The organism is Kitasatospora sp. NPDC097643, from assembly GCF_040302625.1.
Taxonomy (GTDB): domain Bacteria; phylum Actinomycetota; class Actinomycetes; order Streptomycetales; family Streptomycetaceae; genus Kitasatospora.
On the sequence record NZ_JBEOSA010000001.1, the window covers coordinates 173422 to 200133 of the forward strand.

At 73.5% G+C, this 26712-nt stretch carries 23 protein-coding genes; 4 read left to right on the forward strand and 19 right to left on the reverse strand.

Annotated features, from left to right (window positions below; genetic code table 11):
• Positions 1–27: 27 nt before the first annotated feature.
• Entirely contained in the window at positions 28–981 is a 954-nt protein-coding gene (locus ABTY15_RS00830; protein WP_350574121.1) for a DMT family transporter, read from the reverse strand.
• On the opposite strand from ABTY15_RS00830, the gene ABTY15_RS00835 reads away from it, so the two are divergent.
• Positions 980–2434, forward strand: coding sequence for an aminotransferase-like domain-containing protein (locus ABTY15_RS00835; RefSeq protein ID WP_350574123.1), 1455 nt, complete (start codon positions 980–982; stop codon positions 2432–2434). The two genes, ABTY15_RS00830 and ABTY15_RS00835, sit on opposite strands and share 2 nt — an antisense overlap.
• A 73-nt stretch (positions 2435–2507) precedes the next feature.
• On the opposite strand, the gene htpX is transcribed toward ABTY15_RS00835, so the two are convergent.
• The 11 genes from htpX to ABTY15_RS00890 form a co-directional block, all read right to left on the reverse strand.
• Positions 2508–3371, reverse strand: coding sequence for a zinc metalloprotease HtpX (htpX, locus tag ABTY15_RS00840; protein WP_350574125.1), 864 nt, complete (start codon positions 3369–3371; stop codon positions 2508–2510).
• Between the two features lie 198 nt (positions 3372–3569).
• A complete protein-coding gene (locus ABTY15_RS00845; RefSeq protein ID WP_502893391.1) occupies positions 3570–5171 on the reverse strand; it encodes an NADH-quinone oxidoreductase subunit N in 1602 nt (533 codons plus the stop codon).
• Between the two features lie 2 nt (positions 5172–5173).
• A complete protein-coding gene (locus tag ABTY15_RS00850) occupies positions 5174–6778 on the reverse strand; it encodes a complex I subunit 4 family protein (RefSeq protein ID WP_350574129.1) in 1605 nt (534 codons plus the stop codon).
• 62 nt (positions 6779–6840) lie between these two features.
• Positions 6841–8901, reverse strand: coding sequence for an NADH-quinone oxidoreductase subunit 5 family protein (locus ABTY15_RS00855; protein WP_350574131.1), 2061 nt, complete (start codon positions 8899–8901; stop codon positions 6841–6843).
• A complete protein-coding gene (gene nuoK / locus ABTY15_RS00860; protein WP_350574133.1) occupies positions 8898–9272 on the reverse strand; it encodes an NADH-quinone oxidoreductase subunit NuoK in 375 nt (124 codons plus the stop codon). Before nuoK ends, ABTY15_RS00855 begins: the two co-directional genes overlap by 4 nt.
• Positions 9272–9997, reverse strand: a complete 726-nt coding sequence (locus tag ABTY15_RS00865) for an NADH-quinone oxidoreductase subunit J family protein (protein ID WP_350574135.1) — start codon at positions 9995–9997, stop codon at positions 9272–9274. Before ABTY15_RS00865 ends, nuoK begins: the two co-directional genes overlap by 1 nt.
• On the reverse strand, positions 9994–10548 hold the full coding sequence (locus tag ABTY15_RS00870; RefSeq protein WP_350574136.1) for a NuoI/complex I 23 kDa subunit family protein: 555 nt from the start codon (positions 10546–10548) through the stop codon (positions 9994–9996). The genes ABTY15_RS00865 and ABTY15_RS00870 overlap by 4 nt, the downstream gene beginning before the upstream one ends.
• Entirely contained in the window at positions 10545–11504 is a 960-nt protein-coding gene (gene nuoH / locus ABTY15_RS00875; RefSeq protein ID WP_502893392.1) for an NADH-quinone oxidoreductase subunit NuoH, read from the reverse strand. The genes ABTY15_RS00870 and nuoH overlap by 4 nt, the downstream gene beginning before the upstream one ends.
• Positions 11501–12634 carry an NADH-quinone oxidoreductase subunit C gene (locus ABTY15_RS00880; RefSeq protein ID WP_350574138.1) on the reverse strand — a complete coding sequence of 378 codons (1134 nt, stop codon included), beginning with the start codon at positions 12632–12634 and terminating at the stop codon, positions 11501–11503. Before ABTY15_RS00880 ends, nuoH begins: the two co-directional genes overlap by 4 nt.
• Positions 12631–13281: an NADH-quinone oxidoreductase subunit B gene (locus tag ABTY15_RS00885; protein WP_350574140.1), complete on the reverse strand. Its 651-nt coding sequence runs from the start codon at positions 13279–13281 to the stop codon at positions 12631–12633. The genes ABTY15_RS00880 and ABTY15_RS00885 overlap by 4 nt, the downstream gene beginning before the upstream one ends.
• Positions 13272–13688, reverse strand: a complete 417-nt coding sequence (locus ABTY15_RS00890; protein ID WP_280675333.1) for an NADH-quinone oxidoreductase subunit A — start codon at positions 13686–13688, stop codon at positions 13272–13274. The genes ABTY15_RS00885 and ABTY15_RS00890 overlap by 10 nt, the downstream gene beginning before the upstream one ends.
• 300 nt (positions 13689–13988) lie before the next feature.
• Here ABTY15_RS00890 and ABTY15_RS00895 point away from each other — a divergent pair, with 300 nt between their 5' ends.
• Positions 13989–15209, forward strand: a complete 1221-nt coding sequence (locus ABTY15_RS00895) for a sensor histidine kinase (protein WP_502893393.1) — start codon at positions 13989–13991, stop codon at positions 15207–15209.
• A 149-nt stretch (positions 15210–15358) separates the two neighbouring features.
• Here the strand turns inward: ABTY15_RS00895 and ABTY15_RS00900 are convergent, their stop codons facing one another.
• Positions 15359–16450 (reverse strand): S1C family serine protease, encoded by a 1092-nt coding sequence (locus tag ABTY15_RS00900; protein WP_502893400.1) that lies wholly within the window; start codon positions 16448–16450, stop codon positions 15359–15361.
• A 208-nt stretch (positions 16451–16658) separates the two neighbouring features.
• On the opposite strand from ABTY15_RS00900, the gene galE reads away from it, so the two are divergent.
• Positions 16659–17645, forward strand: coding sequence for a UDP-glucose 4-epimerase GalE (gene galE / locus ABTY15_RS00905; protein ID WP_350574142.1), 987 nt, complete (start codon positions 16659–16661; stop codon positions 17643–17645).
• A 63-nt stretch (positions 17646–17708) separates the two neighbouring features.
• Here the strand turns inward: galE and ABTY15_RS00910 are convergent, their stop codons facing one another.
• Complete coding sequence (locus ABTY15_RS00910; RefSeq protein WP_350574144.1) at positions 17709–20120, reverse strand: outer membrane protein assembly factor BamB family protein; 2412 nt, start codon at positions 20118–20120, stop codon at positions 17709–17711.
• Between the two features lie 436 nt (positions 20121–20556).
• Between ABTY15_RS00910 and ABTY15_RS00915 the strand changes: the two genes are divergently transcribed.
• Positions 20557–21204: a TetR family transcriptional regulator gene (locus tag ABTY15_RS00915; RefSeq protein WP_350574146.1), complete on the forward strand. Its 648-nt coding sequence runs from the start codon at positions 20557–20559 to the stop codon at positions 21202–21204.
• A 207-nt stretch (positions 21205–21411) separates the two neighbouring features.
• Here the strand turns inward: ABTY15_RS00915 and ABTY15_RS00920 are convergent, their stop codons facing one another.
• The 5 genes from ABTY15_RS00920 to ABTY15_RS00940 all read right to left on the reverse strand — a co-directional run bounded on the left by ABTY15_RS00920 (position 21412) and on the right by ABTY15_RS00940 (position 26606).
• Positions 21412–22356 (reverse strand): beta-ketoacyl-ACP synthase III, encoded by a 945-nt coding sequence (locus ABTY15_RS00920; protein ID WP_350574148.1) that lies wholly within the window; start codon positions 22354–22356, stop codon positions 21412–21414.
• Between the two features lie 119 nt (positions 22357–22475).
• Positions 22476–23849: a L,D-transpeptidase family protein gene (locus ABTY15_RS00925; protein ID WP_350574149.1), complete on the reverse strand. Its 1374-nt coding sequence runs from the start codon at positions 23847–23849 to the stop codon at positions 22476–22478.
• A gap of 116 nt (positions 23850–23965) precedes the next feature.
• Entirely contained in the window at positions 23966–25129 is a 1164-nt protein-coding gene (mqnE, locus tag ABTY15_RS00930; RefSeq protein ID WP_350574151.1) for an aminofutalosine synthase MqnE, read from the reverse strand.
• 52 nt (positions 25130–25181) lie between these two features.
• Positions 25182–26144 carry a threonine ammonia-lyase gene (locus ABTY15_RS00935; protein WP_350574152.1) on the reverse strand — a complete coding sequence of 321 codons (963 nt, stop codon included), beginning with the start codon at positions 26142–26144 and terminating at the stop codon, positions 25182–25184.
• 3 nt (positions 26145–26147) lie between these two features.
• Positions 26148–26606, reverse strand: coding sequence for an Lrp/AsnC family transcriptional regulator (locus ABTY15_RS00940; protein ID WP_153461055.1), 459 nt, complete (start codon positions 26604–26606; stop codon positions 26148–26150).
• Positions 26607–26712: the final 106 nt, after the last annotated feature.

The following is a 26712-nucleotide window of genomic DNA, read 5'->3' on the forward strand; positions in this document are numbered from 1 at the left end:
CCGCGCGCGCCCGCACCCGACCCGGCGTCAGGTGCGGGCGCGCTGGGTGACCGCGATGCAGACCAGCACCACCACGGCCGTCACCGGTGCGGCCGCCGGCAGGGCCTCGCCCAGCAGCAGCACCGACCACACCAGCGTCAGCAGCGGCTGCGCGAGCTGGAACTGGCTGGCCCGCGGCACCCCGATCGCCGCCATCCCCCGGTACCAGAGCACGAACCCGCCGAACTGCGAGACCGCCGCCGTGTACGCCAGCCCGGCCAGCGCCTTCACCCCGAGGTGGACCGGCTCGGCGGGCAGCGCGAGCGCGACCGTCAGCAGCGTCACCGGCAGCGCGGCCACCACCGCCCAGGCGATCACCTGCGCCCCCGGCAGCTCCCGGGACAGCCGCCCGCCCTCCGCGTACCCGGCCGCGCAGATCAGCACCGCCGCGAACAGGTAGAGGTCCGCGCCGGTCGGCCGGCCGTGGCTCTGCAACGCGGTGAAGACCAGCACCGCCGCCGCCCCGGCCAGCGCCGCCGCCCAGAACACCCGGGACGGGCGGCGCCCGGTCCGCAGCGCCGCGAACACCGCGGTGGCCAGCGGCAGCACGCCGATGACCACCGCCGAGTGGGCCGTCGAGGAGGTCCGCAGGGCGAGGGTGGTCAGCAGCGGGAAGCCCAGCACGCAGCCCAGCGCGACCACCAGCAGGCCGGGCCACTGGTGCCGCCGGGGCAGCGGGGCACGGACGGCCAGCAGGTAGAGCGCGGCGAGCAGGCCGGCCACCGAGCCGCGCAGCCCGGTCGCGCTCCACGGGCCGAAGCCGGTCAGCGCCCAGGCCGTGGCGGGGAAGCTGATGGAGAAGCAGAGCACCCCGAGCGCGGCCAGCGCGGTGCCGGAGGTCGACGCGGCGGTGGGGGCGGGGGTGGGGGCGGGGATCGAGACCGAGGCGGAGGCCTGCGGTGCTATCGCAGCGGGGCGGGTAGCGCTATCTTGTGCCGTCATGAACGAGCGTAGCAGTGTGGCCGAACTCGCCGAAAGACTGCGCCGGGAGGTCGAGCGCTACCCGGAGGGACGGAAGCTGCCGTCCAGTCGGGCCCTGATGGAACGCCACCAGGTCAGCCCGGTCACGGTCTCCCGGGCCATCGCGGTGCTCGCCGCCGAAGGCCTGGTGGTCTCCCGGCCGGGCGCCGGGGTGTTCCGGGCCGCGCCGTTCGCCGCCGCCCCCGCCGTCCCGGCCGCACCCGCCGGCCGCCCCGGCGACCTCTCCTGGCAGGAGGTCGCGCTCAGCGCCGACTCCGGGCCGCGCGACCTCCTGGCCGCCCCGGTCTTCGCCATGCTCAGCGTGCCCCCGCCCGACGTCGTCGACCTCAACAGCGGCTACCCGCACGCCTCGATGCTGCCCGAACGCCTGCTCGCCGCCGCCCTCGCCCGGGCCGGCCGGCGCCCCGGCGCCTGGAACCGCCCACCCGTCGACGGGCTCACCGAACTGCGCGGCTGGTTCGCCCGCGACATCGGCGGCAACGGCGGTCCGATCGGCACCGGGGACGTGCTGATCACCTCCGGCGGGCAGGGCGGGCTCACCGTCGCCATGCGCGCGCTCGCCGCGCCCGGCACGCCCGTCCTGGTGGAGTCGCCGACCTACTCGGGCATCCTGGCCGTCGTCCGGGCCGCCGGGCTGCGGCCCGTCCCCGTCCCGGTCGACGCCGACGGCGTCCGCACCGACCTGCTGGCCGACGCCTTCGCCGCCACCCGGGCCCGGGTCTTCGTCTGCCAGCCGCTGTTCCAGAACCCGACCGGCGCGGTGCTCTCGCCGACCCGCCGCACCGAGGTGCTGCGGATCGCCCGGGCGGCCGGGGCGTTCGTCGTCGAGGACGACTTCGCCCGGCTGCTCGTCCACGCGGACGCCCCCGCGCTACCGCGCCCGCTCGCCGCCGACGACCAGGACGGGGTCGTGGTGCACCTGCGCTCGCTGACCAAGGCCGCTTCCCCCAACCTGCGGGTCGGCGCCCTCACCGCGCGCGGCCCGGCCCTGGCCCGGCTGCGGGCCACCCAGGTGGTGGACAGCTTCTTCGTGCCCCGGCCGCTCCAGGAGGCCACCCTGGAACTGGTCGCCGACCCCGGCTGGGCCCGCCACCTGCGCACCCTCGGCGCCGAACTGCGGGACCGCCGCACCGCCGCCGTCGCCGCCCTGCACCGCGAACTGCCCGGGCTGCTCGACACCTACCGCCCCGGCGGCTACCACCTGTGGCTGCGGCTCCCGGACGGCGTCGACGACGGCGCCCTCACCGCCGCCGCCCTGCGCGCCGGTGTCCAGGTCACCCCCGGCCGCCCGTACCACGCCGCCGAACCCCCGGCCGCCCACCTGCGCCTCAGCTACGCCGCCGCCGAAAGCCCGGCCCAAGCCGTCGAAGGCATCCACCGCCTCCGCCAGGCCTACGAACAGCTCACCCGCTGACCTACCCTGCGCGACGACGGGACCCCACCCCCGGACATCCCGAACACCACCGCCGCCACCGCGCAGTGGGACCTCAGCGGCGGTAGCCCGCCATGCCCTCCAGGCGGGCGATCCGCTCGGCCATCGGCGGGTGGGTCGAGAAGAGCCTCGCGCCGGCCTCGCCCGGCCGGAAGGGGCTGGCGATCATCATGTGACTGGCGGTCTGGAGCTGGGGCTCCGGCGGGAGGGGCAGCCGGCGGGTACCGGCGTCGAGCTTCCGGAGGGCGCTGGCCAGGGCGAGCGGGTCGCCCGTGATGCGGGCGCCGTCGGCGTCGGCCTGGTACTCGCGGGAGCGGCTGACCGCCAGCTGGATCAGTCCGGCGGCCAGCGGGCCGAGGATCATGATGGCGAGCATCCCGAACAGGCCCGGCCCGTCGTCGTCCTCGCTGCGGCCGAAGGGGATCAGCCAGGCGAAGTTGACCAGGAACATCACCACCGAGGCGAGCGCCCCGGCGACCGAGGAGATCAGGATGTCCCGGTTGTAGACGTGGCTCAGCTCGTGCCCGAGGACGCCCCGCAGCTCGCGTTCGTCCAGCAGTTGCAGGATGCCGTCGGTGCAGCAGACCGCCGCGTTGCGCGGGTTGCGGCCGGTGGCGAAGGCGTTGGGGGCAGGGGTCGGCGAGATGTAGAGGCGGGGCATCGGCTGGCGGGCCGAGGTGGAGAGCTCGCGGACGATCCGGTACAGCTGCGGGGCCTCGATCTCGCTGACGGGGCGGGCCCGCATCGCCCGCAGCGCCAGCTTGTCGCTGTTCCAGTAGGCGTACGCGTTGGTCCCGAGGGCGACCAGCAGGGCGATGATGAAGCCGGTCCGTCCGAAGAGGCTCCCGATCACCAGGATCAGCGCCGAGAGGCCGCCGAGCAGGACGGCGGTCCTCAGTCCGTTGTGCCGGCGGTGCACGTCAGGCCCTCCAATGGTGCGGTGGGGAAGCCCTTTCTGCCTCGTCCCTCTTGCCCGGTCAACGGGTGGGGGGCCGGGCCTTGTTCCCTTGTGACGGGCGCGACACCGGCGCGACACCGCCGCCCACCCACCCTGGCACCGCCGGGCCGCCGCCGCGCCCGCCCGGCCGGTGCACTGCTCCGACCGGGCGCGACGGGCTCAGAACAGGCTGCCGCCGGCCACCTGGAGGACCAGTTGCGGGGCCACCGAGAGGACCACGGCCACCGAGGCGGTGAGCCCGAGGGTGGCGGTCAGGCCGGCCGGCAGCCGGTGCTCGACGGCGGCCGCGCCCTGCGTCCCGCCGTCCGCCGCCGGGGCGAACAGCCGGGCCGTCCAGAGCAGGTAGTAGTACAGCGCGACGACCACATTGGCGGCCATCACGACGGCCAGCCAGCCCAGCCCGGCGTCGACGGCCGCGCGGAACACCACGACCTTGCCGAACAGGCCGATCACGCCCGGCGGCAGCCCGGCCAGGCAGAGCAGGAAGAAGGCGAGCGCGAGGGCCGTCCAGCGGCGCCGGCCGAACAGGCCGCGGAAGTCGTCCACGCTGGTCCCGGCCCGGCGGCCGACGGCGGCGACCACGCCGAACGCGCCGAGGTTCACCACGCCGTAGATGAGCGCGTACGCGGCGGTGGCGCCGAGCGGGTCGGCCACGGTGGGCGCGTACCCGGCGGCGGCCAGCGGCACCAGCAGGTAGCCGGCCTGGCCGACCGAGGACCAGGCGAGCAGCCGCACCGCGCTGTACCGGGTGTCGAAGCGCTGGCGCAGCGCGCCCGCGTTGCCGGCGGTCATGGTGACGGCGGCGAGCACGGCGAGCACCAGGCCCCAGGTGTGCGCGTACGGGCGGAAGGCGATGGTGGTGGCGAGCGCGAGCCCGGAGAGGCCGGCCGCCTTTCCGACCACCGAGAGGTAGCCGGCGACGGGCAGCGGGGCGCCGGTGTAGGTGTCGGGCACCCAGAAGTGGAACGGGACGGCGGCGACCTTGAAGGCGAAGCCGACCAGGGTGAGCACGGCGCCCGCCTCGGCCAGCGGCTTGAGCTGGCCGGGGGCGTGCTCCAGGCCCTGGGCGACCGCGCTGAGGTGCAGGCTGCCGCTGGCCGCGTAGACGAAGCCGATGCCGAGCAGCATGACGGCGGTCGCGGTGACGGAGGAGACGAAGAACTTGAGCGCGGCCTCGGCGCCCCGGCCGTCCCGGCGCAGCGCGACCAGGGCGAAGGCGGGCAACGAGGCGACCTCCAGGGCGATCACCATGGTGGCGAGGTCGCGGGAGGCGGGCAGCAGGGCGGCGCCGGAGGCGCTGGAGAGCAGCAGGAACCAGTACTCGCCGCCGGGCAGCCGCTCGGTCTCGACCGTGTGCGTCGAGAGCAGCGCCGCGATCAGCGCGCCGCCGAGGGCGAGCAGCTGGAACACCAGGGCGAAGTGGTCGGCGACGTATGAGCAGCCCGCGTTGTCAGTGACGCCTGCTACGTTCTGCGCACAGAAGGTCGCCCGGGGTGATCCCCCGGTGAGGGGAAGGAGCGAGATGAGGGCGAGGGCGAGTCCGGCCGCGGTGATCCGGCCGAGCCACTTCTTGTGCTGCTCGGGCAGGAACAGGTCGGTGACCAGGACGGCGAGGGCGGCCACGGCGGCGATCAGCGGGGGCGCGATCGCCACCCAGTCCACGGACTGGATCAGGCTGCCCGGGTTGGCTACGGCGAGGGAGGTCACAGTGTGCTGCCCCGTGGAGAGAGGTCCGAGTGCGGCGGGCTGGGCTCCGAGCATGGTCAGCCACCCCCGAGGAGGTGCTTGACGGCGGGATCGGAGAGGCCGAGCAGGAGCGCCGGCCAGAGGCCGGCGAGCAGGGTGAGGGCGACCAGCGGCGTCCAGCTCACGGCCTCGTACGGGCGCAGGTCGGCCAGTTCGCCCACCGGTGCGGGCTGCTCGGGGTCACCCATGCAGACGCGCCTGACCACGATCAGCAGGTACGCGGCGGTGAGGAGGGTGCCGAGACCGGCCAGGACCATGTAGGTGACGAACGCGGGGCGCGAGAGGCCGTCGGCCGGGTCGAACGCGCCGAACATGGCGAGCAGTTCGCCCCAGAAGCCGGCCAGCCCGGGCAGGCCGAGGCTGGCGACGGCGGCGAAGGCGAGCAGCGCGCCGATCCGCGGGGCGCGGCCGTAGAGGGCGGCGCCGGTGGTGCCGGAGAGGGTGTCGAGGTCCGCGGTGCCGTAGCGGTCCTTGAGGGCGCCGACGAGGAAGAACAGCAGACCGGTGATCAGACCGTGGGCGATGTTGGCGAACAGCGCCCCGTTGACGCCGACCGTGGTGAGGGAGGCGATGCCCAGCAGGACGAAGCCCATGTGGCCGACGGAGGAGTAGGCGATGAGGCGCTTGAGGTCGCCCTTGGATCCGGAACCAGAAGGCGCGGAGCGCTTCGAAAGAAGGGTGGTGGCGGGCGACGGGAGGGCGAGCGCGAGGCAGGCGAGCGAGCCGTAGACGATGCCGACGGCGGCGAACGCGCCCAGGTAGGGGGCGAGCGTGGTGGCGCCGTCCGGCACGATCGGGAGGAGGACGCGGACCAGACCGTACGTACCCATCTTCAGCAGCACACCGGCGAGCAGCACCGAGCCGACCGTCGGGGCGGCGGTGTGTGCGTCGGGGAGCCAGCTGTGCAGCGGCCAGGCGGGGGCCTTGACCGCGAGGCCGACCAGGATCGCCAGCCCGGCGATCACCTGGGTGGTGTGGCTCAGCCCGCTGCCGTGCGCGGTGGCCAGCGCCTGCATGTCGAAGGTGCCGGCCCGGACGCCGATCAGCAGGAAGCCGAGCAGCATCACGGCCGAGCCGAGCAGGGTGTACAGGATGAACCGGTTGGCGGCCGGGGTCTTCGCGCCGCTCCCCCAGCGGGCGATCAGGAAGTACATCGGGATCAGCACGATCTCGAAGGCCAGGAAGAAGAGCAGGAGGTCCAGCACCGCGAAGGTGGCGAGCATGCCGACTTCGAGGAGGAGGAAGAGCCCGACGAAGGCCTTGGCCGAGGGCACGCCCTCCCCGTCCGGCAGCCGCTTCTCCGAGTAGAGCGCGCAGAGGAAGGTGAGCAGGGCGGTCAACACGATCAGCGGCAGCGAGACGCCGTCCACGCCGAGGTGGAACCGCACGTGGAGGGCCGGGATCCAGGACACGTCGGTGGTGGCCTGCATCCGGGCGGGCTCGTCGTGGTCGAAGCCGGCCGCGAGCACGACGGTGAGCAGGAACACCGCGCCGGTGACGACGGTGTTCAGCCGCAGCGCCCGCCGGTCGGCGGCGGCCGCGTCGGGGCCGAACACCGGCGCCAGGGTGAGCGCGGCGCCGAGCAGCGGCAGCAGCAGGAGGGCGATGAGGACTGCGTTCATCGGGGGCTCCTACGTGCGGCGGTCGGGATCGGGGAGAGCGAGGAGAGGGGGTACGGCATCCGCTACACCGCCACCAGGACGGCCAGCAGGACGACGCCGGCGAGCAGCGCGCTGAGGTAGGTCTGCGCGTTGCCGGTCTGCGCGAGCCGGACGGCCCGCCCGAGCAGGTTGGCGCCGACGCCGCTGCCCCGGACGTAGGTCTCGATGACCTCGCGGTCGAGGAAGCGGACCAGCTGGGCGGCGGCGACCACCGGGCGGACGAACAGCACGTGGTAGAGCCGGTCGACGCCGAAGCCGTGCCGGGCCGGGCCGAACAGCGGGCCGAGCAGGGTGCGCCCGGGGTCGGCGACGATCACCTCGGCGGCCGGGGCTCCGGCCTGCCCGGGCACCTGGCCGACGGCGGCCGGCGCCGGGCGGCCGGTGGTCAGCCGCGCCGTCGCGGAGCGCCAGGCCCCGTAGGCGGCGAGGATGCCGACCACGGCGAGCCCGGTGCCGGTGACGGCGGTGACGCCGGAGGGGCGCAGCGAGCCGCCGTCCAGCAGTGCGGGCAGCCAGTCCGAGCGCAGCCCGGCGACGCCGAAGCCCATGGTCGGGACGGCCAGCACCCAGAGCGGCCAGCGCATCGCCGGCGGCTCGGCGGTGGCCGGGTCGGCCTCGTCGAGCTCGGGCGAGTACGGGGCGTCCGCCTCGTGGTCGACCACGACGGTCGCCCGGTCGGCGGCGGGCAGCACCTGCGGTGCGGCAGCGGCAGCCCCGGCCGGGCTGTGGAACGCCAGCAGGAACAGCCGGGTGGCGTACGCGGCGGTGAGCAGCGCGGTGAGCGCGGCCGAGATCAGCACGATCCACCCGGCGGCCTCCGGCACGGCCGAGGCGGGGCCGAGCCCGTTGGTCAGCGCCTCGCCGTTGGCGGCGTGCTCGGCGGCGGTCAGCACCGCCTCCTTGCTGAAGAAGCCGGAGAAGGGCGGCAGCCCGACCAGGGCGACCAGCCCGATGCCCATCGTCCAGTAGGCGTCCGGCACCCGCTTGCGGAGCCCGGGGATCCGGGACATCGCGGAGATCGAGTTGGTGTGCGCGGCGTGGATCACCACACCGGCGGCGAGGAACAGCAGCGCCTTGAAGGCGCCGTGGCTGACCAGGTGGAAGACCGAGGCCTCGCGGTCGCCGCTGGCCAGCGCCCCGGCCATGTAGCCGAGCTGGCCGACGGTGGAGTAGGCGAGCACCCGCTTGAGGTCGTCCTGGGCGAGCGCGCAGAGCGCCGAGCCGATCATCGTCACGGCCGCCATCACGGCGAGGACGACCAGCGCCGCCCCCGACAGCAGGAAGACCGGCAGCAGCCGGGCGACCAGGTAGATGCCGGCCGCGACCATGGTGGCGGCGTGGATCAGCGCGGAGACCGGCGTCGGGCCGGCCATCGCGTCCGGGAGCCAGGTGTGCAGCGGGAACTGCGCGCTCTTGCCGGCGACCCCGGCGAGCAGCAGCAGCGCGATCAGGGTCGGGTGGCCGAGCCGCCCCTCGGTGGCGGCGGCCAGTACGTCGGGGATCCGGAAGCTGCCGGTGTCCGCGCCGAGCAGGAAGATCCCGAACAGGAACGGCACGTCGCCGAGCTTGGTGACCAGGAAGGCCTTCAGCGAGGCCGAGCGGGCGTCCGCGGTCTCCCAGTGGTGGCCGATCAGGAAGTACGAGCAGATGCCCATGACCTCCCAGCCGACCAGCAGCACGATCAGGTCGCCCGAGTAGACCACCAGGAACATCGCCGCGGTGAAGAGCGAGACCAGCGCCGCGTAGGAGGGGTAGCGCGGGTCCTCCTTCAGGTACGCGGTCGAGTAGACCTGGACGCAGGTGGCGACCAGGCCGACCAGCACCGAGATCAGCGAGCTGTAGCCGTCCAGGTAGAAGCCGAGGGAGATGTCCGGGCCGCCGGTCGGGGTGAGCCGGGTGGCCACGTCGAGGACCTGGCCGGTGCCGAGCTGGAGGGCGACCACCAGGGCGAGCACGGCCGAGACGGCGACCGGGACGATCGCCAGCGGCCGGGCCAGGCCGGGCGCCTTCTTCCCGACGGCCAGGGTGGCGGCGGCCCCGAGCGCGGGCAGCGCGGGGACGAGGGTGGGCAGGGCGAGGTTCATGCGGCGGCCTGGCCCTTCAGCGCCTCGGCTCCGTTCGGCGCCTCGTCGACGGCGAGCGGCTCGGCCGGGTCGCCGAGCGCGGTGGCCCGGTCGATGTCCGCCGTGCCCCGGGCCCGGAACAGCAGCAGGACGATGGCGAGCCCCAGGCCGATCTCGGCGGCGGCGATGGTGATGGTGAACAGGGTGAGCGCCTGCCCGGCGTGCAGCGAGTCGCGCAGCCAGACGTCGAAGGCGACCAGGTTGAGGTTGACGGCGTTGAGCATCAGCTCGACGGACATCAGCACGAGGACGGCGTTGCGCCGGGCGAGCACGCCGTACACGCCGACGCTGAACAGCAGCGCGGCGAGGACGACGGGGTAGGCGAGGTGCATCAGCTCTCCTCCGACGCGGACGGCCCGGACGACGCGGGCGCGGCCGACTCGGGAGCGGTCGGCTCGGGCACGGCCGGCTTGGGCGCGGTCGCGGCGACCGTCCCGTTCGACCCGACCGGCCGCCCGGCCCGCAGCTTGCCGGCCCGCGGGGCGGGCACCCGCCGCTTGGACCCGCGCGACAGCACGATCGCGCCGACCAGCGCCGCCAGCAGCAGCACGGACAGCGCCTCGAACGGCAGCACCCAGGTGCGGAACAGGCTCGCCCCGGTGACGGCGGCCGAGCCGCCGCCCGCGCCGAGGTCGATCCAGGAGGTCCGGAAGGCGTCGACCACCAGCGTCACCAGGGTCCCGGCCGAGGCCAGCGCCACGGCCAGGGCCACCCAGCGGTTCTTGGAGTCGGCGTCCGGCGAGCGCCCGATCGGCGCCTTGGTGAGCATCAACCCGAACAGCACCAGGACGACCACCGAGCCGAGGTAGATCAGCACCTGCACCCAGGCGATGAACTCGGCGGTGAGCAGCAGGAACTCGATCGCCAGCCCGCCGAGCGCGACGACCAGCCAGAGCGCGGCGTGCACCAGCTGCTTGGTGCTGACGGCGACCACGGCCGAGCCCAGCACGGCGATGCCGACCAGCAGGAAGACGATCTCCACCCCGGTCGGGGACAGGAACGAACGGGCGGCCGGGTCCAGGGAGCCGGTCGCCGCGAGCAGGGTGGCGCCGATCATGCGTCGTCACCCTTCTCCTCCGCGGCCGCGGCAGCGGCGGCCAGCTTGTCCGCCGCCTTGCGCGCGGTGGCGATCTCCTTGGGCTCCTCGGCCCGCTCGTCCAGCGCCGGCGGCGCCGGGACGGTCCACATCCACTCGCGGAGCCGGTCCCGTTCGTGGGTCAGCTCCAGGATGTCGGTCTCCGCGTACTCGAACTCCGGCGACCAGAACAGCGCGTCGAACGGGCAGACCTCGATGCAGATCCCGCAGTACATGCAGAGCGAGAAGTCGATGGCGAAGCGGTCCAGCACGTTGCGGGTGCGGGCGCGCGCGTTCGGGTCGGCGGCCGGCAGCGTCTCCTTGTGGGAATCGATGTAGATGCACCAGTCCGGGCACTCGCGCGCGCAGAGCATGCAGACCGTGCAGTTCTCCTCCAGCAGCGCGATGACGCCGCGCGAACGCGGCGGCAGCACCGGCTGCACGTCGGGGTACTGCGCGGTGACGCTCTTCCTCGTCATCGTCCGCAGGGTCACGGCCAGGCCCTTGGCCAGACCGGCACCGGGAAAACTCATGAGATCGCCACCTTGATGATGCCGGTGAGGGCCAGCTGGACGAGGGCGAGCGGGATCAGCACGGTCCACGCGAAGCGCATCAGCTGGTCCTCACGCAGTCGCGGGTAGGTGACCCGCAGCCAGATGACCACGAAGGCCAGCGCGAAGGTCTTCAGGATCGTCCAGAGCCAGCCGAGCTGGTCCGGCATCGGGCCGTGCCAGCCGCCCAGGAACAGCACCGTGGTCAGCCCGGACACCACGAGGATGCCCACGTACTCGGACAGCAGGAACAGCGCGAAGCGCAGACCGGTGTACTCGGTGTACGCGCCGAAGATGATCTCCGAGTCGGCGACCGGCATGTCGAACGGCGGGCGCTGGAGCTCGGCCAGGCCGGCCGTGAAGAACACGAACGCGCCGATGATCTGCCAGGGCAGCCAGTACCACTGCCAGGCGTCCACGATCGCGGGCAGCGACAGCGTGCCGGCGGCCATCGCCACCGAGGCGGCTGCCAGCACCATCGGCAGCTCGTACGACATCAGCTGCGCGGCCGTGCGCAGACCGCCGAGCAGCGAGAACTTGTTCGCCGAGGCCCAGCCGGCCATCAGCTTGCCGATCACGCCGATGCCCATGACGGCCAGCACGAAGAACAGTCCGGCGTCGATCGCCTGGCCGACGAAGCCGTCCGGGCCGATCGGGATCGCCAGCAGCACGAAGAGGTACGGCAGCAGCGAGACGGCGGGCGCCAGCTGGAAGATCCGGCGGTCCGCCCCGGCCGGGACGATGTCCTCCTTCTGCGCGAACTTCACGCCGTCCGCGACGAGCTGCGCCCAGCCGTGGAAGCCACCCGCGTACATCGGGCCGAGCCGGCCCTGCATGTGCGCCATGACCTTGTGCTCGGTCTGGCCGATGACCAGCGGGAAGGTGAGGAAGACGACGAGTGTGGCGACGCAGCGCAGCACCGTGTCGAGCAGGTTCACGCGCCGTCTCCGTCCTGGCCGGCCGCCCCGGCCGACGTGTCGTCCTTCTCGTCCTGCGCGGCCTCCGCGTCCTGAACGTCCTTCGCGTCCTCGGCAGCCTCAGCAGGAGCAGCAGCCTCACCAGGCGCAGCGGCCTTCGCGGGCTCCTCGTGCGCCGGCACCGGGTTGTGCCACGGCGCGTCGGAGGAGCGGGTCCGCGCGGGCGCCGGGCGCTCGGCCTGCGGCGCCGCGCCCTCATCGGGCCCGGCCGCCGCCTGGCTGGCCGACCCCTCGGACACCGACCGGGTACGCCGCGGCCGGTCCGCCCGCACCGCCGGAGCCCCGGACGCCGCAGCAGCCCCGGGCTCAGCAGCAGCCTCGGGCGCCGCAGCGGCCTCGACCGCCTCCCCGCCCGCCTGGCTGGCCGACCCCTCGGACACCGACCGGGTACGCCGCGGCCGGTCCGCCCGCACCGGCGCGCCCTCGGCGCCGACGGCGGCGGCCCCGGCGGCAGCCGCCCGGGGCGTGCGCGCCGCCGCGCCCGCCGCCCGCGCACCACGCGCGGGCCGCTCGGCGACCGGCGGCAGGGTGCCCTTGAGCGGCCCCCACTCGTTCGGGTCCGGCACACCGGCCGGCTGCATCTTGCGCCGGGCCGGCCCGCCGCCGTGGTCCGACTCGCCCGGCTCCTTGGCGCCCGGCCAGTCCTTGGCGACCCGGGCCGCGAGCACGAACTCCTTGCGCAGCGGGTGGCCCTCGAAGCCGTCCGGCAGCAGCAGGGTGATCAGGTGCGGGTGCCCGGGGAAGTCGATGCCGAACATCTCGTGGGTCTCGCGCTCGTGCCAGGCGGCACCCGCGTACACCGGGACGGCGGTCGGCAGCGCGGCCCCGTCCCGTGGCACCCGGGTGCGCAGCGCCAGGTGGCGCACCGCGTGCCCGTCGGCGGAGGCCAGGTGGGCGACCACGGAGAAGCCCTCGGCGAGCTCGTCGACGGCGCTCAGCCAGTCGAAGAAGCCCAGCCCGAGGACGTCCCGGGCGTTGGTCAGCGCCTCGATCCAGTGCTCGGCCGGCACGTCGACGGTGATCAGCCCGTACGCCTCGGCGCCGGTCGCCCACTCCCCGACCGACGCCGCGTACTGCTCCGCGCTGGTCACGGCGCTCCCCCTTCGGACGGACCGGCCGAGGGCCCCGCCACCAGCGGGCGGCGCAGCGCGGCGGTCGGCGCGGTGTAGCGGCCGGGCAGCGACTCGGCGGCGATCTTCTCCTGGAGCTTGAGGATGCCCTGGAGCAGCGCCTCGGGCCGGGGCGGGCAGCCGGGCACGTAGACGTCGACCGGGATGATCTGGTCCACGCCCTTGGTGACCGAGTACGAGTCCCAGTACGGGCCGCCGGAGTTGGAGCAGGCGCCGAAGGAGATGACGTACTTCGGCTCGGGCATCTGCTCGTAGAGGCGCTTCACGGCGGGCGCCATCTTGTCGGTCACGGTCCCGGAGACGATCATCAGATCGGCCTGCCGGGGGCCGGGCGCGAACGGGATGACACCCATCCGGATGAAGTCGTGCTTGGCCATGGACGCCGCGATGAACTCGATCGCGCAGCAGGCCAGGCCGAAGTTGAAGCACCAGAGGCTGTAGCGGCGGCCCCAGTTGAGCACGACCTTGACCGGGTCCGGCGCGAGCCGGGCCAGCGGGCCGATGCCGCGGCGCTCGACGGCGCCGGGGCGCGACGGGTCCGGGAGGCCGAGCGGGACCGGTCCGCCCTGGGCACCGTGCGTGTGCGGGTGGTTGTGCGTCACGTCCATTCCAGAACGCCCTTCTTCCAGGCGTAGAGCAGCCCGACCGCGAGGAAGCCGATGAAGAGGAACATCTCGATCAGCGTTCCGGCGCCGTACCCGGCGGTGGCGAAGACCGTCGCCCACGGGAACAGGTAGATCGCGTCGACCGCGAAGATCACGTACAGGAAGGCGTACACGTAGTAGCGGATCTGGGTGTGCGCCCAGTCCTCCCCCACCGGGTCCACGCCGCACTCGTAGGCGAGGAGTTTCTCGGGCGAGTACACCACCGGTCGCAGCAGCCGGTTGGCGGTGAACGCCACGGCGACGAAGAGCACCCCGACGACGGCCAGCAGGCCCATCGCGGCGTACGCGTCGAAGTAGCCGCCGCCGACCGCCGGGTCGGCCGCGACGGCAGCCGCGTGCTGCCCCTCCATGCCTTCGCCTCCACCTCGACCGTGAACCGCCCCTAAGGCAGTTCTACGACGTTTCTTTGCACGGTCATAACCATGGCCAATGCGTGAGTCTAAGGGGACCGCTCCGCTCCACCCGAACCCTGCCCGCTCCGCAAGACACCCGGTGGACACCCGGGTGAGCGGCGGACAGTGGCCCGAGGACCACGGTGGGGGTGGGGATAACCCCCGCCCGGGAAGATGCATCACCCCCATGGCCACCGCCCGCCCCGGTTCGGGAAGCTTGGTCCACCACGCTCGACCAAGAGGAACGGGTAGACCCAGATGACGCCTCCGCACCGCAGCGCCGTGGACCTCGGGAAGCAGGACGCGCGCACGGAGCGCCCCCCGCTGTACGGCCGCCGGATGTGGCGGCAGGCCGGGCACCTGCTGCTGAACCTGCCGCCGGGCGTGTTCGGCTTCGCCTTCACCGTCGCCGTGCTCGCGACCGGCCTGTCGCTGTCGATCACCGTGATCGGCCTGCCGGTGCTGGCCGCCGGGCTGGCCGGCTGCCGCGCCCTGGGCGGCCTGGCCCGGCGCCGGGCCCGGGCGGCGTACGGCTCCGGGATCCAGGAGCCGGAGCCGGTGCGGCAGCGCCGGCCGGGCTTCGCCGGGTACGCGATCGCCCACCTGACCGACCTGCTGAGCTGGCGTTCGGCGCTCTACAACGTGCTGATGCTGCCGTGGGGGATCCTCAGCTTCGTCCTCACCCTGGTCTGCATCGTCGTCGGCTGGCCGGTGCTGCCCTGGGTGGTGCGCGGCCTGGCGGCGGTGGACCGGGTGCTGATCGAGTCCCTGCTCTTCCCGGGTGCGCTCACCGAGCGGGTGCGCGAGCTGGAGGACGACCGCGGCACCGTGGTCGACACCGCCGCCGCCGACCTGCGCCGGATCGAGCGGGACCTGCACGACGGCGCCCAGGCCCGCCTGGTCGCGCTGGCGATGGACCTCGGCATGGCCAAGGAGCGGATGCGCGAGGTCGAGACGGCCGAGGACATCGCGGTCGCCACGAAGATGGTCGACAACGCGCACGGCGAGGTGAAGCTGGCCCTCCAGGAGCTGCGCGACCTGGCCCGGGGCATCCACCCGGCGGTGCTGACCGACCGCGGCCTGGACGCGGCGCTGTCCGCGGTGGCGGCCCGCTGCACCGTCCCCGGCGGGGTCAAGGTGAACGTCGACCTGAAGGGCCCGGACGGCGGGGCCGAGCGCCCGGACTCGGCGGTCGAGGGCATCGCGTACTTCACCGTCAGCGAGCTGCTGACCAACGTCTCCAAGCACGCCGGCGCCCGCTCCGCCTCGGTGGACGTCTGGCGGTCCGACGACCAGCTGATGCTGCTGGTCCAGGACGACGGCCGGGGCGGCGCGGCCGCCTACCCGGGCAGCGGCCTGGCCGGGCTGGCCGAGCGGGTCCGGGCGGTGGACGGGGTGTTCCTGGTGGAGAGCCCGGCGGGCGGCCCCACCACGGTCACCGTCGAACTGCCCTGGCGCACCCACGCCGCCCGCCACTGAGCAGCCCTGGCACCGTCCCGTCCCGTCCCGGACATGGTGCGGCGCCGGTCCCCGTCGAGGCAGTGACGGGGACCGGCGCCCGATCCGGTACGGCGGCCGGCCCGCGGAACCCTTGCGCGGTGTGCGGAACGGCCCCGCCGTGCCGGAACCTAGGGCGTTTCCAGGGTGCCGAGGGTGACCTCGGCGGTCTGGCTGTTGCCGTCCCGGGTGTAGGTGACGGTGACCTTGCTGCCCGGGGTGAGCGAGGCCAGCGCGGTGGTGAGCGCGTTCAGCGAGTCGACCGGGGTGTCGCCGATCTTGGTGATCACGTCGCCGGGCTGCAGACCGGCCGAGGCGGCGGGCCCGCCCGGGCTGACCGCGACGATGACCGCGCCGACCGGCTGGAACTGCTCGTTGAAGCTGGTCCGCGCGGTGACGCCGAGCGCCGCCCGGCCGGAGTTGGTGACCTTGCCCTGCTTGATCAACTGGTCGGCGATGTTGGTGATGGTGGACGCCGGGATGGCGAAGCCGATGCCGGGCGCCGCCGCGCCGTTGGCCTCGGGCTCGGTCGCCGCGAGGGTGTTGATGCCGATCACCTGGCTGTCCAGGTTGACCAGCGCGCCGCCGCTGTTGCCGGGGTTGATCGCGGCCGAGGTCTGCACCATGTTGCCGATGACGGCCCCGGGCGAGCCGCTGACCTGGGGTTCGGAGACGGTCCGCCCGGTGGCCGAGACGATGCCCTGGGTGACGCTGCCGGCGAGCCCGAGCGGGCTGCCCATGGCGAGGGTGATCTGCCCGAGCTGGACCTTGCCGGAGTCGCCGAAGACGGCCGGCCTCAGGCCGCTCGGCGGGCTGCTCAGCCGGATCACCGCGAGGTCGGAGTCGGGGTAGCTGCCGACCAGGGTGGCGTCCAGCGGCTTGGTGCTGTTGATCAAGGTGACCGCGAAGGTGGTCGCGGAGCCGACCACGTGCGCGTTGGTGACGATGTCGCCCTTGTCGTCGTAGACGATCCCGGAGCCCAGGCTGCCGCCGGTAGTGATCTGCACCACGGAGGGCAGCACGTCGACGATCACCTTCTGGTACGCGTCCTGAAGCTGGTTCCCACTGGTCGGCTGCGCGGCGGACGGCTTGGCGGAGCCCGAAGCGGTGGACGGGGAGGAGGAGGCGGAGGCGGAGGCCGTGCCGGAGGAGGAGGACGACCCGCTGCTGCACCCGGCCAGGGCCAGCGCGGCCAGCACGGCGACCGCGCCCGGGGCCGGCAGCCGTCCGTACTCCGCCTTCGGCCCGGTCGGTCTCGGGCCGGCCGGCACGGGGCGGGTGGGTTCCTTCTTCCGGCTCACCTCGGCGCCTCCGATTCGTCACCACGCTGAGAGCACGCAAATCTTTGTCAGCATTTCACCGATTTGTCCGAATTGGTGGCCCGACTCGCCCGGCTTCAGCGGGAAAGCCGAACGTCCTAGGATTCGGGGCATGACTTGGCTTATCACCGGCGGTGCCGGATTCATCGGCGGGCACGTGGTCCGCCAGCTCCTCGACGCCGGTGAGCGCGTCGTCGTCCTGGACGACCTGAGCACGGGCGACGCCGCCCGCCTGCCGGTCGAGGTCCCCCTGGTCAAGGGCTCCACCCTGGACCGGGACGTCCTGGACGAGGCCATCCGCGAGCACGCGGTCGAGGGCATCCTGCACTTCGCGGCCAAGAAGCAGGTCGGCGAGTCGGTCGAGCAGCCGTTCTTCTACTACCGGGAGAACATGGCCGGTCTCCAGACCGTCCTGGAGGCGGCGGCCGAGGGCGGCGTCAAGCGCTTCCTCTTCTCCTCCTCCGCCGCGGTCTACGGCATGCCGGACGTCGACCTGGTCACCGAGTCCACCCCCTGCGCGCCGATGAGCCCGTACGGCGAGACCAAGCTGGCCGGCGAGTGGCTGGTCGCCGCCGCCGGGAAGGCCTACGGCATCTCCACCGTGGCCCTGCGCTACTTCAACGTGGCCGGCGCCGCCTCCCCCGAGCTCTCCGACACCGGGGTCTTCAACCTGATCCCGATGGTCTTCGAGCGGCTCACCGCCGGTCAGGCGCCGCGCATCTTCGGCGACGACTACCCCACCCCGGACGGCACCTGCGTCCGTGACTTCATCCACGTCTCCGACATCGCCTCGGCGCACGTGGCGGCCGCCAAGCGGCTCGCCGCCGACCCGGCCGGCGAGACCTCGCTGGTGCTCAACATCGGCCGCGGCCAGGGCGTCAGCGTCAAGGAGATGCTGGCCGTGATCGGCGAGGTCACCGGCCACGACACCACCGCCGAGGTGACCCCGCGCCGCCCCGGCGACCCCGCCCGGGTGGTGGCCTCCGCCGACCTGATCGAGCAGGAGCTCGGCTGGACCGCCCGCCACGACGTGGCCGAGATGGTCGCCTCCGCCTGGGACGGCTGGTGCAGCCGCCACCCCGAGGCCCGCAAGGCCTGAACCTCCGGTACGGCGGCGGGGCCGGATCGCCCCGCCGCCGGTGCCGACGGCGGACGCCGCGGCTCAGCGGGCCGGCACGGCCGTCCCGTAGAACGCGTCCAGCGCGTACACGCAGCGGTCCTTGGAGCCGACGAAGACCCGCCCGCCGACCGCCACCGGTGACCCGGTGAGCTCGCCCTTGGTCCCGAGCTCCCAGCGCAGCTGACCGCTCGCCAGGTCCAGGGTGTGCAGCGAGTGGTCCCGGCTGCCCAGGTGCACCAGGCCGTCCGCGACCGCCGGGGAGCCGACGATCTCGCCGCGCGCCGTGTAGCGCCAGCGCTCCCGCCCGCTCGCCGCCTCGAAGGCGTACAGCACCTCGCCGCTGCCGACCAGCACCATGCCGTCCCCGACCACCACCGGCTCGGCGCCCTGGCGGCTGCCGGTGACCCCGCGCCAGCGGTCCCGGCCGGTGGCCGCGTCCAGCGCGTACACCGTGCCCAGGTAGTCGGCCACGTAGACGGCGTCGGCGTCCAGCGCGGGCGGGGTGAACAGCACCACCGGGGCCTCGAAGCGCCAGCGCTCGGCACCGCTGGCCGCGTCCAGCGCGTACACCCGGGTGCCGGCCGTCACGTACAGCACGCCGCCGCGCTCGACCGGGTGCGAGGGCACGTCCTCGCCGACCGGGAAGGACCAGCGCAGGCCCGCGCCGCGCGGGTCGATGCAGCGCAGCCGCCCGGAGCCGTAGTAGTACCCGGCGCCCGCCACCAGGACCGGCCCGGACTGCGGGTTCTCGTAGTCCTGCTGGGCGTCGTCGGCGCGCCACAGCTCGCCGCCGTTGGCCGCCGAGCGCAGCTGGACGCCGCCGCCCCGGATGCCGCAGCAGAGCACGCCGTCAGCGGCGGACAGCGAGTAGACCCAGCCGTCCAGCGAGGTGCGCCAGCGCTCGGTGCCGTCCGCGACGTCCACCGTGTACAGGTGCGGGCCGTCGGCGGCGTGCACCCGGCCGGCGTCCACGGCCAGCGCCCAGGCGACGTCCCGGGTCTTGTAGCGGCGCTCGCCGGAGGCGATGTCCAGCGCGTGAACCTCGAAGCTGGAGACGAACAGGGTGCCGTCGGCGACCACCGGGGTGCCCCAGACGTCGTTGGACATCCGGAACCGCCAGGGGCGCCAGCGGGCGGCCGGCGGCGGCGTCGGCTGCGGGGTCGGCGGGGCGGCCGCTCTGCGGACCCAGTCGGTCTCGGCCGGCGCGGCCCCCGGGCCGGGCTGCTCGTGCTCGGCCCGCGGCCCCGGGCCTATCCGCACCAGGGCGCCGGACAGCTGCACCTCGACGGCGTTGCCGCCCTCCGGCGCGCGGTGCCGGTTGGGGGCGGCGATCTTCGCGGTGGGGATCTCGGCCTCGGCGCCCGGCCCCGGGTGCGGCGCCGTGTGCACCGGCCCGGCCTGCGGCGGCGCGAGCCGCCCGCCCGGGTGGTGGGTGCGCGGGTCGTCCACGCCCGGCCGCTGCGGCGGGACCTGCTGCGGCGGGTGGGGCTGGTGGGACGGCTGCGGGCCGTGCGACGGCGCCTGGCCGCCCTGGACGGGCGCCGGCCGCGGCGGCGCGGCCGACCGGCGGCCCCGCTTGCGCTCGATCAGCTCCAGCGCGTTGACCGGGAGCCAGTCGCCGGCCTCGCCGGAGGCGTCGTCCCGGGAGAACAGGTGCGGAGCCAGCTCGGCCTGGATCTGCGCCGGGGTCGGCCGGTGCTCGGGCGAGGGCCGCATGCAGGCGCGGACCAGGTCCATCAGCTCCGGCGGCATCCCGGACAGGTCGGGCTCCTCGCGGAGCAGCTGGAACACCGTCTCCACCGGGTTGGAGCCGCGGTAGGGCGGGTGCCCGGTGGCACAGAAGACCATCAGCGAGCCGAGCGAGAAGACGTCGCTGGCGCCCCGGACGGTACGGCTGTCCCGCGCCTGCTCGGGCGACATGTAGGCGGGGGTGCCGACCGCGACGTTGGTCATGGTCAGCCGGGTGTTTGAGACCCCGGCCGCGATGCCGAAGTCGATCACCTTCGGGCCGTCCTCGACCACCAGGACGTTGGAGGGCTTGAGGTCGCGGTGGATCAGCCCGGCCGCGTGGATGGACTGCAGCGCCTCGGCGATGCCCGCGACCAGCCACCGGGTGGCGTCCACCGGCAGCGGGCCGCACTCCTCGACCAGGTCCTCCAGGGAGGGCGCCGGGATGTACGCGGTGGCCAGCCAGGGCACCCGGGCATCCGCGTCGGCGTCCACCACGGCCGCGGTGTAGAAGCCGCCGACCGTCTTGGCGGCCGCGATCTCCCGGGCGAAGCGGACGCGGAACAGCTCGTCCTCGGCCAGCTCCCCCCGGACGGTCTTGATGGCCACCCGTCGACCTGCGGCGGAGCGCGCCAGGTAGACCAGCCCCATCCCGCCCGCGCCGAGTCGCCCCAGCACCTCGAAGGGCCCGATCCGCCTCGGATCGTGCGCCGTCAGCTGGTCCACTCCGCTGCCACCTCCCCGTCTTCCGCACCCGCCGCGGGGTGCCGGACCCGATTCTCCATGGCCGCCCGGCCCATCTCCAACCTCCCCCGCCCAGATCCGGCGGGGCGGCCGAAGCCCGACACCGGCCGGTCAGCGATGACGGAACGGCCGGATTCTGACGCCCGCTCCGGCCGCGGCTTGCCCTCGGACGCTCCGGCACTTTTTTTCGAACGAGCCGATCTCCACCGAAGACCGTCACGCTCTGTCACCCGACCACCCCTCAGCGGACTCGCCGTCACGCTGTGGGGTCAAAGGCACACGGGGGGGCTCCAAACGTCGGCTCCGGAGCCCGGTGAATATCCGTCCGAAGTGGTTCACGCCGCTAAAGCAACCCCCGTGCGGAGTAATAGTCGCACTACCGAATCGCGCCAAGATCGTGCCACGGTAAGCTGACGGCATGACAGGACAAGTTCGCACCGTCGACGGTCGCGTCGCCGGGCGACGCGGACAGGAGACGCGGCAGAAGCTGCTCGACTGCCTCCGCGAGATGCTCAGCACGTCGCCCTATCGGGACGTCAAGGTCATCGACGTCGCCCGTATGGCGGGTACCTCCCCCGCGACCTTCTACCAGTACTTCCCGGATGTCGAGGGCGCCGTCCTCGAAATCGCCGAGGAAATGGCCAAGGACGCCGACACCCTCAAAGAGCTGGTGGCCGGAAAGTCCTGGGCAGGGAAGTCCGGCCCGACCACTTCGGAAGAACTGGTCGACGGATTCCTCGCCTTCTGGCGCAAGAACGACGCCATTCTCCGAGTGGTCACGCTCGGTGCCGCCGAAGGGGACAAGCGGTTCTTCAAGATCCGCATGACGGTCCTCAACGCGGTCGCCAAGCCGCTCGCGGATGCCGTCAGGGAACTCCAGGCGAAGGGGCAGGCCGACAAGTCGCTCGACCCGGCCGCCGTCGCCGGGGCCCTGGTCTCGCTGCTCGCCTCGGCGGCCGAGCACCAGAAGGCCTTCACCTCCTGGGGCGTCAAGGTCAAGGACCTCAAGCCCAACCTCGCTCCCCTGGTGTACCTGGGCGTCACCGGCAAGAAGGCGCCCAAGTAGACCATCCGCTCAACCGACCATCCGCTCCGCGCGTAGCCCCGGCCTCCTGTCCGGGGAACGACGGACGGCGGCCGTGTCCTCGGGGGAGGTCCGCCGACGTGCCGCAGCGCGCCTGAGCCAGACACGCCGGTGGGCGGGCACCCCTCACACAGGGTGCCCGCCCACCGGCGTTTTTCAGCTATTGGAGCCTCGGCAGGCTCTCAGGGGTCACGGGCAGCGGACCACCTGGCCGGCGTAGGCCAGGCCGCCGCCGAAGCCGAACAGCAGGACCGGGTCGCCGGGGGACAGCTCGCCGCGCTCGACCAGCTTGGAGAAGGCCAGCGGGATCGAGGCGGCCGAGGTGTTGCCGGAGTCGACCACGTCCCGGGCCACCACGGCGTCGCCGAGGCCCAGCTTCTTGGCGATCGCGTCGATGATCCGCAGGTTCGCCTGGTGCGGGACGAAGCCCTTCAGCTCCGCCGGGTCGATCCCGGCCCGCTCGCAGGCCTGGCGGGCCAGCGGGGCGAGCTGGGTGGTGGCCCAGCGGAAGACCGACTGGCCCTGCTGGCTGATCACCGGGTCCCAGCCGGTGATCACCACGGCGTCGCCCTTCTCCGGCTCGGAGCCCCAGACCACCGGGCCGATGCCGGGCTCCTCGCCCTCCTCCTGGGCCTCGACCACCGCGGCGCCGGCGCCGTCGCCGAAGATCACGCAGGTCGAGCGGTCGGTCCAGTCGAGCGTGTCGGACATCCGCTCGGCGCCGATGACCAGCGCGCGCCGGGCCGCGCCGGCCCGGATCGCGTGGTCGGCGGTGGCCAGGGCGTACGAGAAGCCGGAGCAGACCGTGTTGATGTCGTACGCGGCGGGCGAGCGGATGCCGAGCCGGGCGGCCACCGCGGCGGCGGTGTTGGGGCTGCGCTCGATCGCGGTGCAGGTGGCGACCACGACCAGGTCGATCTCCTCGGCCGTCCGGCCGCTGTTGGCGAGCGCCTTCTGGGCGGCCTCGGCGGCGAGGTCGACCAGGGTCTCGCCCTCGGCGATGTGCCGGGTCCTGATGCCCACCCGGGTACGGATCCACTCGTCGTCGGTGGCGACGAGGGCCGCGAGGTCCTCGTTGGTGAGGACCTTGGGGGGCTGGTAGTGGCCGAGTGCCACAATGCGCGAACCGCTCATAGTGCCATGCAACCGGGTTACCCGCTGGTCAGCGGGGCGCGACCGGCTACAGGATCCACCCCCGCGATCTGTAGGAGCCCCACAAGGGGCGTTGCGGCGCTTGGGCTCGGCCCCGCAGGTCAGGCGGCCAGGGCTGCCGCGTCGCCCATCACGATGACCGGGTGGGCCGCCGGATCCAGGGTGCGGATCAGTTGGGCCATCTTGTCCTCGGGGATCGAGACGCAGCCGTGGGTGGGACCGTCGTGGTCGACGTGGATCCAGATGCCGCCGCCCTTGGCCGAGCCGTTGGGGCGGCGCGGGTCGAGCGGGGAGTTGCCGGGGACGCGGTTGTAGTTGACCGCGACGACGTAGTCGAAGGAGCCGGCCAGCTGGTCGCCGAAGAAGCCCGTCCCGGAGACCACGAAGCTCGGGTCCTTGTCGTAGGGGAGCTTGCTGCCCGGGTCGGCCTTGCGGCCGCCGGCGTCGGTGAGGGTGAAGACGCCGATCGGGCTGCGCAGGTCGCCCTCGTTGTGGTCGGCGGTCCAGCCGTTCTTGCCGTTGTGGCCCTGCCAGGTCTCGCCGGCCAGCCAGCGGCCCTCGGGGGTGCGGCTCCAGAGGGTGACGGTGTTCTTGTCGGTGTTCTTGTCCTGGCCGGAGGCGACCACCACCTGGGTGGTCTCGGCGGGGATCTTCGCGGTGAAGGCGGCACCGAGGCCGGGTATCGCGGCGAGCGAGCCGTCCGCGCGGGTCTGGCTGCGGCCGGCGGCCGCGGCGTCGGTCTGCCGGTCGGCGGCGGCCTGGGCGGCGGCGGCCGCGGCTCCCCCGCCCGCGCCGGCGGCGTTCTGCGCGGCGGCCGGGGACGGCTGGTCGGGGGCGGCGACGCCGTCCGGGCCCGGTCCGTCGGCGCTGGTGAGGCCGGGCTTGGCGGCGTCCTGGCCGATGGTGTACCAGCCGGCGGCGGCCGCGAGCAGCAGCGCGGTGCCGGCGGTGACGGCCTTGCCGTGACGTTTCTGCTTGGCCTTGCGGCGACGGCCCCGGGCAGCGGCCCGGCCGCCCACGGGGGCGGGGGTGGTGGAGCCGGCCACCACCGGCACCTCGATCGGCTCCGGCTCGGCCGGGTACGGCTGGAAGGGCTGGTCGTAGGCCTCGAAGTACCCGTCCGCGCGGTACGCGTCCGCGTGCTGCCCGTCCGCGTCCTGCGGGTACCACTGGTCCGGGTACCACTGGTCCGGGTCCTGCGGGTACGGGTCCTGCTGGTACGGGTCCTGCTGGTACGGGTCCTGCGCGGTCGGCTGGTAGCCGCCGAACTCCTGCTGGCCCGGGTGCTCGTACACCCCGCCGTACGTCCCGTCGGATGTCCCGCCGTACGTCCCGTCGGACATCCGGTCGTACACCCCGTCGTACGTCCCGCCGTACCCGCCGTGGGCCTGGTACGACTGCTGCGGCACCCCCCACGCCGGGTCGTGCATCGGCTCGTCGTACTGGTACACGGTGGCGCGATGGGAACCGGACATGAGCCCGATCCTGCCAAACGGCGTACCCGTTGGTAAACCCGGGTCGCGTGCGGAGGCCGTGAAGAACGACGCCGCCCGGGCCGTGGCACGGCCCGGGCGGTCGACGGACTGCCTGGTCAGAGGCGCATCGCCTGCGGGGCCTCCCGACGCATCGGGTCCGGGCCCTCGTACTCGCGGATGACCTCGTAGCGGGTGTTGCGCTCGACCGGGCGGAAGCCGGCGTCGCGGATCAGGCCGAGCAGGTCGTCGCGGCCGAGCTTGTTCGGGGTGCCGAAGTTGTCCGCGTCATGGGTGATCTTGTACTCGACCACCGAGCCGTCCATGTCGTCCGCGCCGTGGCTGAGCGCCAGCTGGGCGGTGGTGACGCCGTGCATCACCCAGAAGACCTTGACGTGCGGGACGTTGTCGAAGAGCAGTCGGGAGACCGCGAAGGTCTTCAGCGCCTCGGCACCGGTGGCCATCTCGGTGCGCTCCATCAGCCGGTTGCGCACGACGCCGTCCTTGGAGTCGTGGAAGTCGTGCTGGTAGCGCAGCGGGATGAAGACCTGGAAGCCGCCGGTCTCGTCCTGGAGCTCGCGCAGCCGCAGCACGTGGTCCACCCGGTGGCGGGGCTCCTCGATGTGGCCGTACAGCATGGTGCACGGCGTCTTGAGGCCCTTGCTGTGGGCGAGGCGGTGGATCCGCGACCAGTCCTCCCAGTGGGTGTCGTGGTCGACGATGTGCTGGCGGACCTCCCAGTCGAAGATCTCCGCGCCGCCGCCGGTCAGCGACTCCAGGCCGGCGTCGATCAGCTCGTCCAGGATCTCGTCGGCGGACAGGCCGCTGATCTTCTCGAACCAGTGGATCTCGGTGGCGGTGAAGGCCTTCAGCGAGACGTTCGGCAGGGCCGCCTTGAGCTCCCGCAGCGAGCGCGGGTAGTAGCGCCAGGGCAGGGTCGGGTGCAGGCCGTTGACGATGTGCAGCTCGGTGAGGGAGTCGCTCTCCATCGCCTTGGCGAGCCGGACGGCCTCCTCGATGCGCATCGTGTAGGCGTCCTTCTCGCCCGGCTTGCGCTGGAACGAGCAGTACGCGCAGGACGCGCTGCACACGTTGGTCATGTTGAGGTGGCGGTTGACGTTGAAGTGGACGACGTCGCCGTTCTTCCGCGTCCGCACGTGGTGGGCCAGCCCGCCCAGCCAGGCCAGGTCGTCGCTCTCGTAGAGCGCGATCCCGTCCTCCCGGGTCAGCCGCTCCCCCGCGTAGACCTTCGCCTCCAGCTCGCGCTTGAGCCCTGCGTCCATTGCGGTGCCCCGCCTCCTCCGACTTCGATTCCTTGCCGGAACGAGCGTACGCCTACGCCGACAGCAGCTCCGTGAGCAGGGCGGGGTCGATGTTCCCGCCGCTGACCACGGCCGCGACCGTCTGGCCGCCCGTCTCGGCGGCGCGGTGGAAGTAGGCGGCCGGGGCGACCGCACCCGAGGGTTCGGCGACCAGCCGGCCGCGACGGGCCAGCAGGGCGACGGTCGCGCGGATCTCGTCCTCGGTGACGGTGACGATGTCGTCGACGTACGCGGTCAGGTGCTCGAAGGGCAGCTCGCCGACGGACGGGGTGCGCAGGCCGTCGGCCAGGGTGCGGTAGGTGTCCGCGACCGGCCAGGTGATCCGGCGGCCGGCCCGCAGGCTGGCCTGGGCGTCGGCGGCCAGCTCGGGTTCGACGCCGATCACCCGCACACCCGGGCGGGTGAGCTTGAGCGCGGCCGCCGTCCCGGAGATCAGGCCGCCGCCGCTGACCGGCACCAGCACGGTGTCCAGCCCGGCCGGGGCGTCCTCGGCGATCTCCAGGCCGACCGTGCCCTGGCCCGCGATGATGAACGGGTCGTCGTACGGCGGCACCCAGACGTAGCCGTGCTGCTCGGCCAGCTCGCCGGGCAGGGTGTCCCGCTCCCCCGGCGCCACCAGGATCACCTCGGCGCCGAACGCGCGGGTGGCCTCCACCTTCACCGTCGGTGAGGTGTCCGGCATGACGATCACGGCCTTGACGCCGAGCAGCGCCGCCGCGTACGCCACCGCCTGCGCGTGGTTGCCGCTGGACTGGGCCACCACACCGCGGGCCCGCTCACCGTCGGTGAGCGCGGCCAGCCGGTTGTAGGCACCGCGGGTCTTGAAGGCCCCGGTCGGCTGGAGGTTCTCCGGCTTCAGCCAGAGCCGGCGATCGCCCTCGGCCGCCCACGGGGCGGGAACCAGCGGGGTGCGCACGGCCACTCCCGCGATCCGCTGCCGGGCCGCGCGCAGCTCCTCCAGACCGACCAGTGCCATTCGTCACTCTCCTTCGGGAGGGAGCTCGCTCACCCGGTTCTCCCACTTGGTGGAGAGTACGACGGTGGTGCGGGTGCGGGCTACGCCCTTCGTGCCCGAGATCCGCTTCACCACCGACTCCAGGCCCGCCACGTCGGCGACCCGGACCTTGAGCATGTAGGAGTCGTCACCCGCGATGAACCAGCAGTCCTCGACCTCGCTGAGGTCCTTCAGCCGGAACGCGACGTCCTCGTGGTCGGCCGCGTCGGTGAGCTGAAGGCCGATCAGGGCCGTGACGCCGAAGCCGAGCGAGGCCGGGTTGACCGTCGCCCGGTAGCCGGTGATGACCCCGGCCTGCTCCAGGCGGTTGATGCGGTCCGTGACGCTCGGGCCGGAGAGGCCGACCAGCCGGCCCAGCTCGGCGTAGGACGCACGGCCGTTCTCCCGGAGCGCCTGGATGAGCTGTCTGTCCACCGTGTCCATATACCGTCCGCGTCCTTCCGAACCTCGCCAGACCCACAGATCATTATCCGGATTCAAAGGCGCCGTGTGCGGACCAACCCGGATATCGCAGAGAAGATACTCTCCC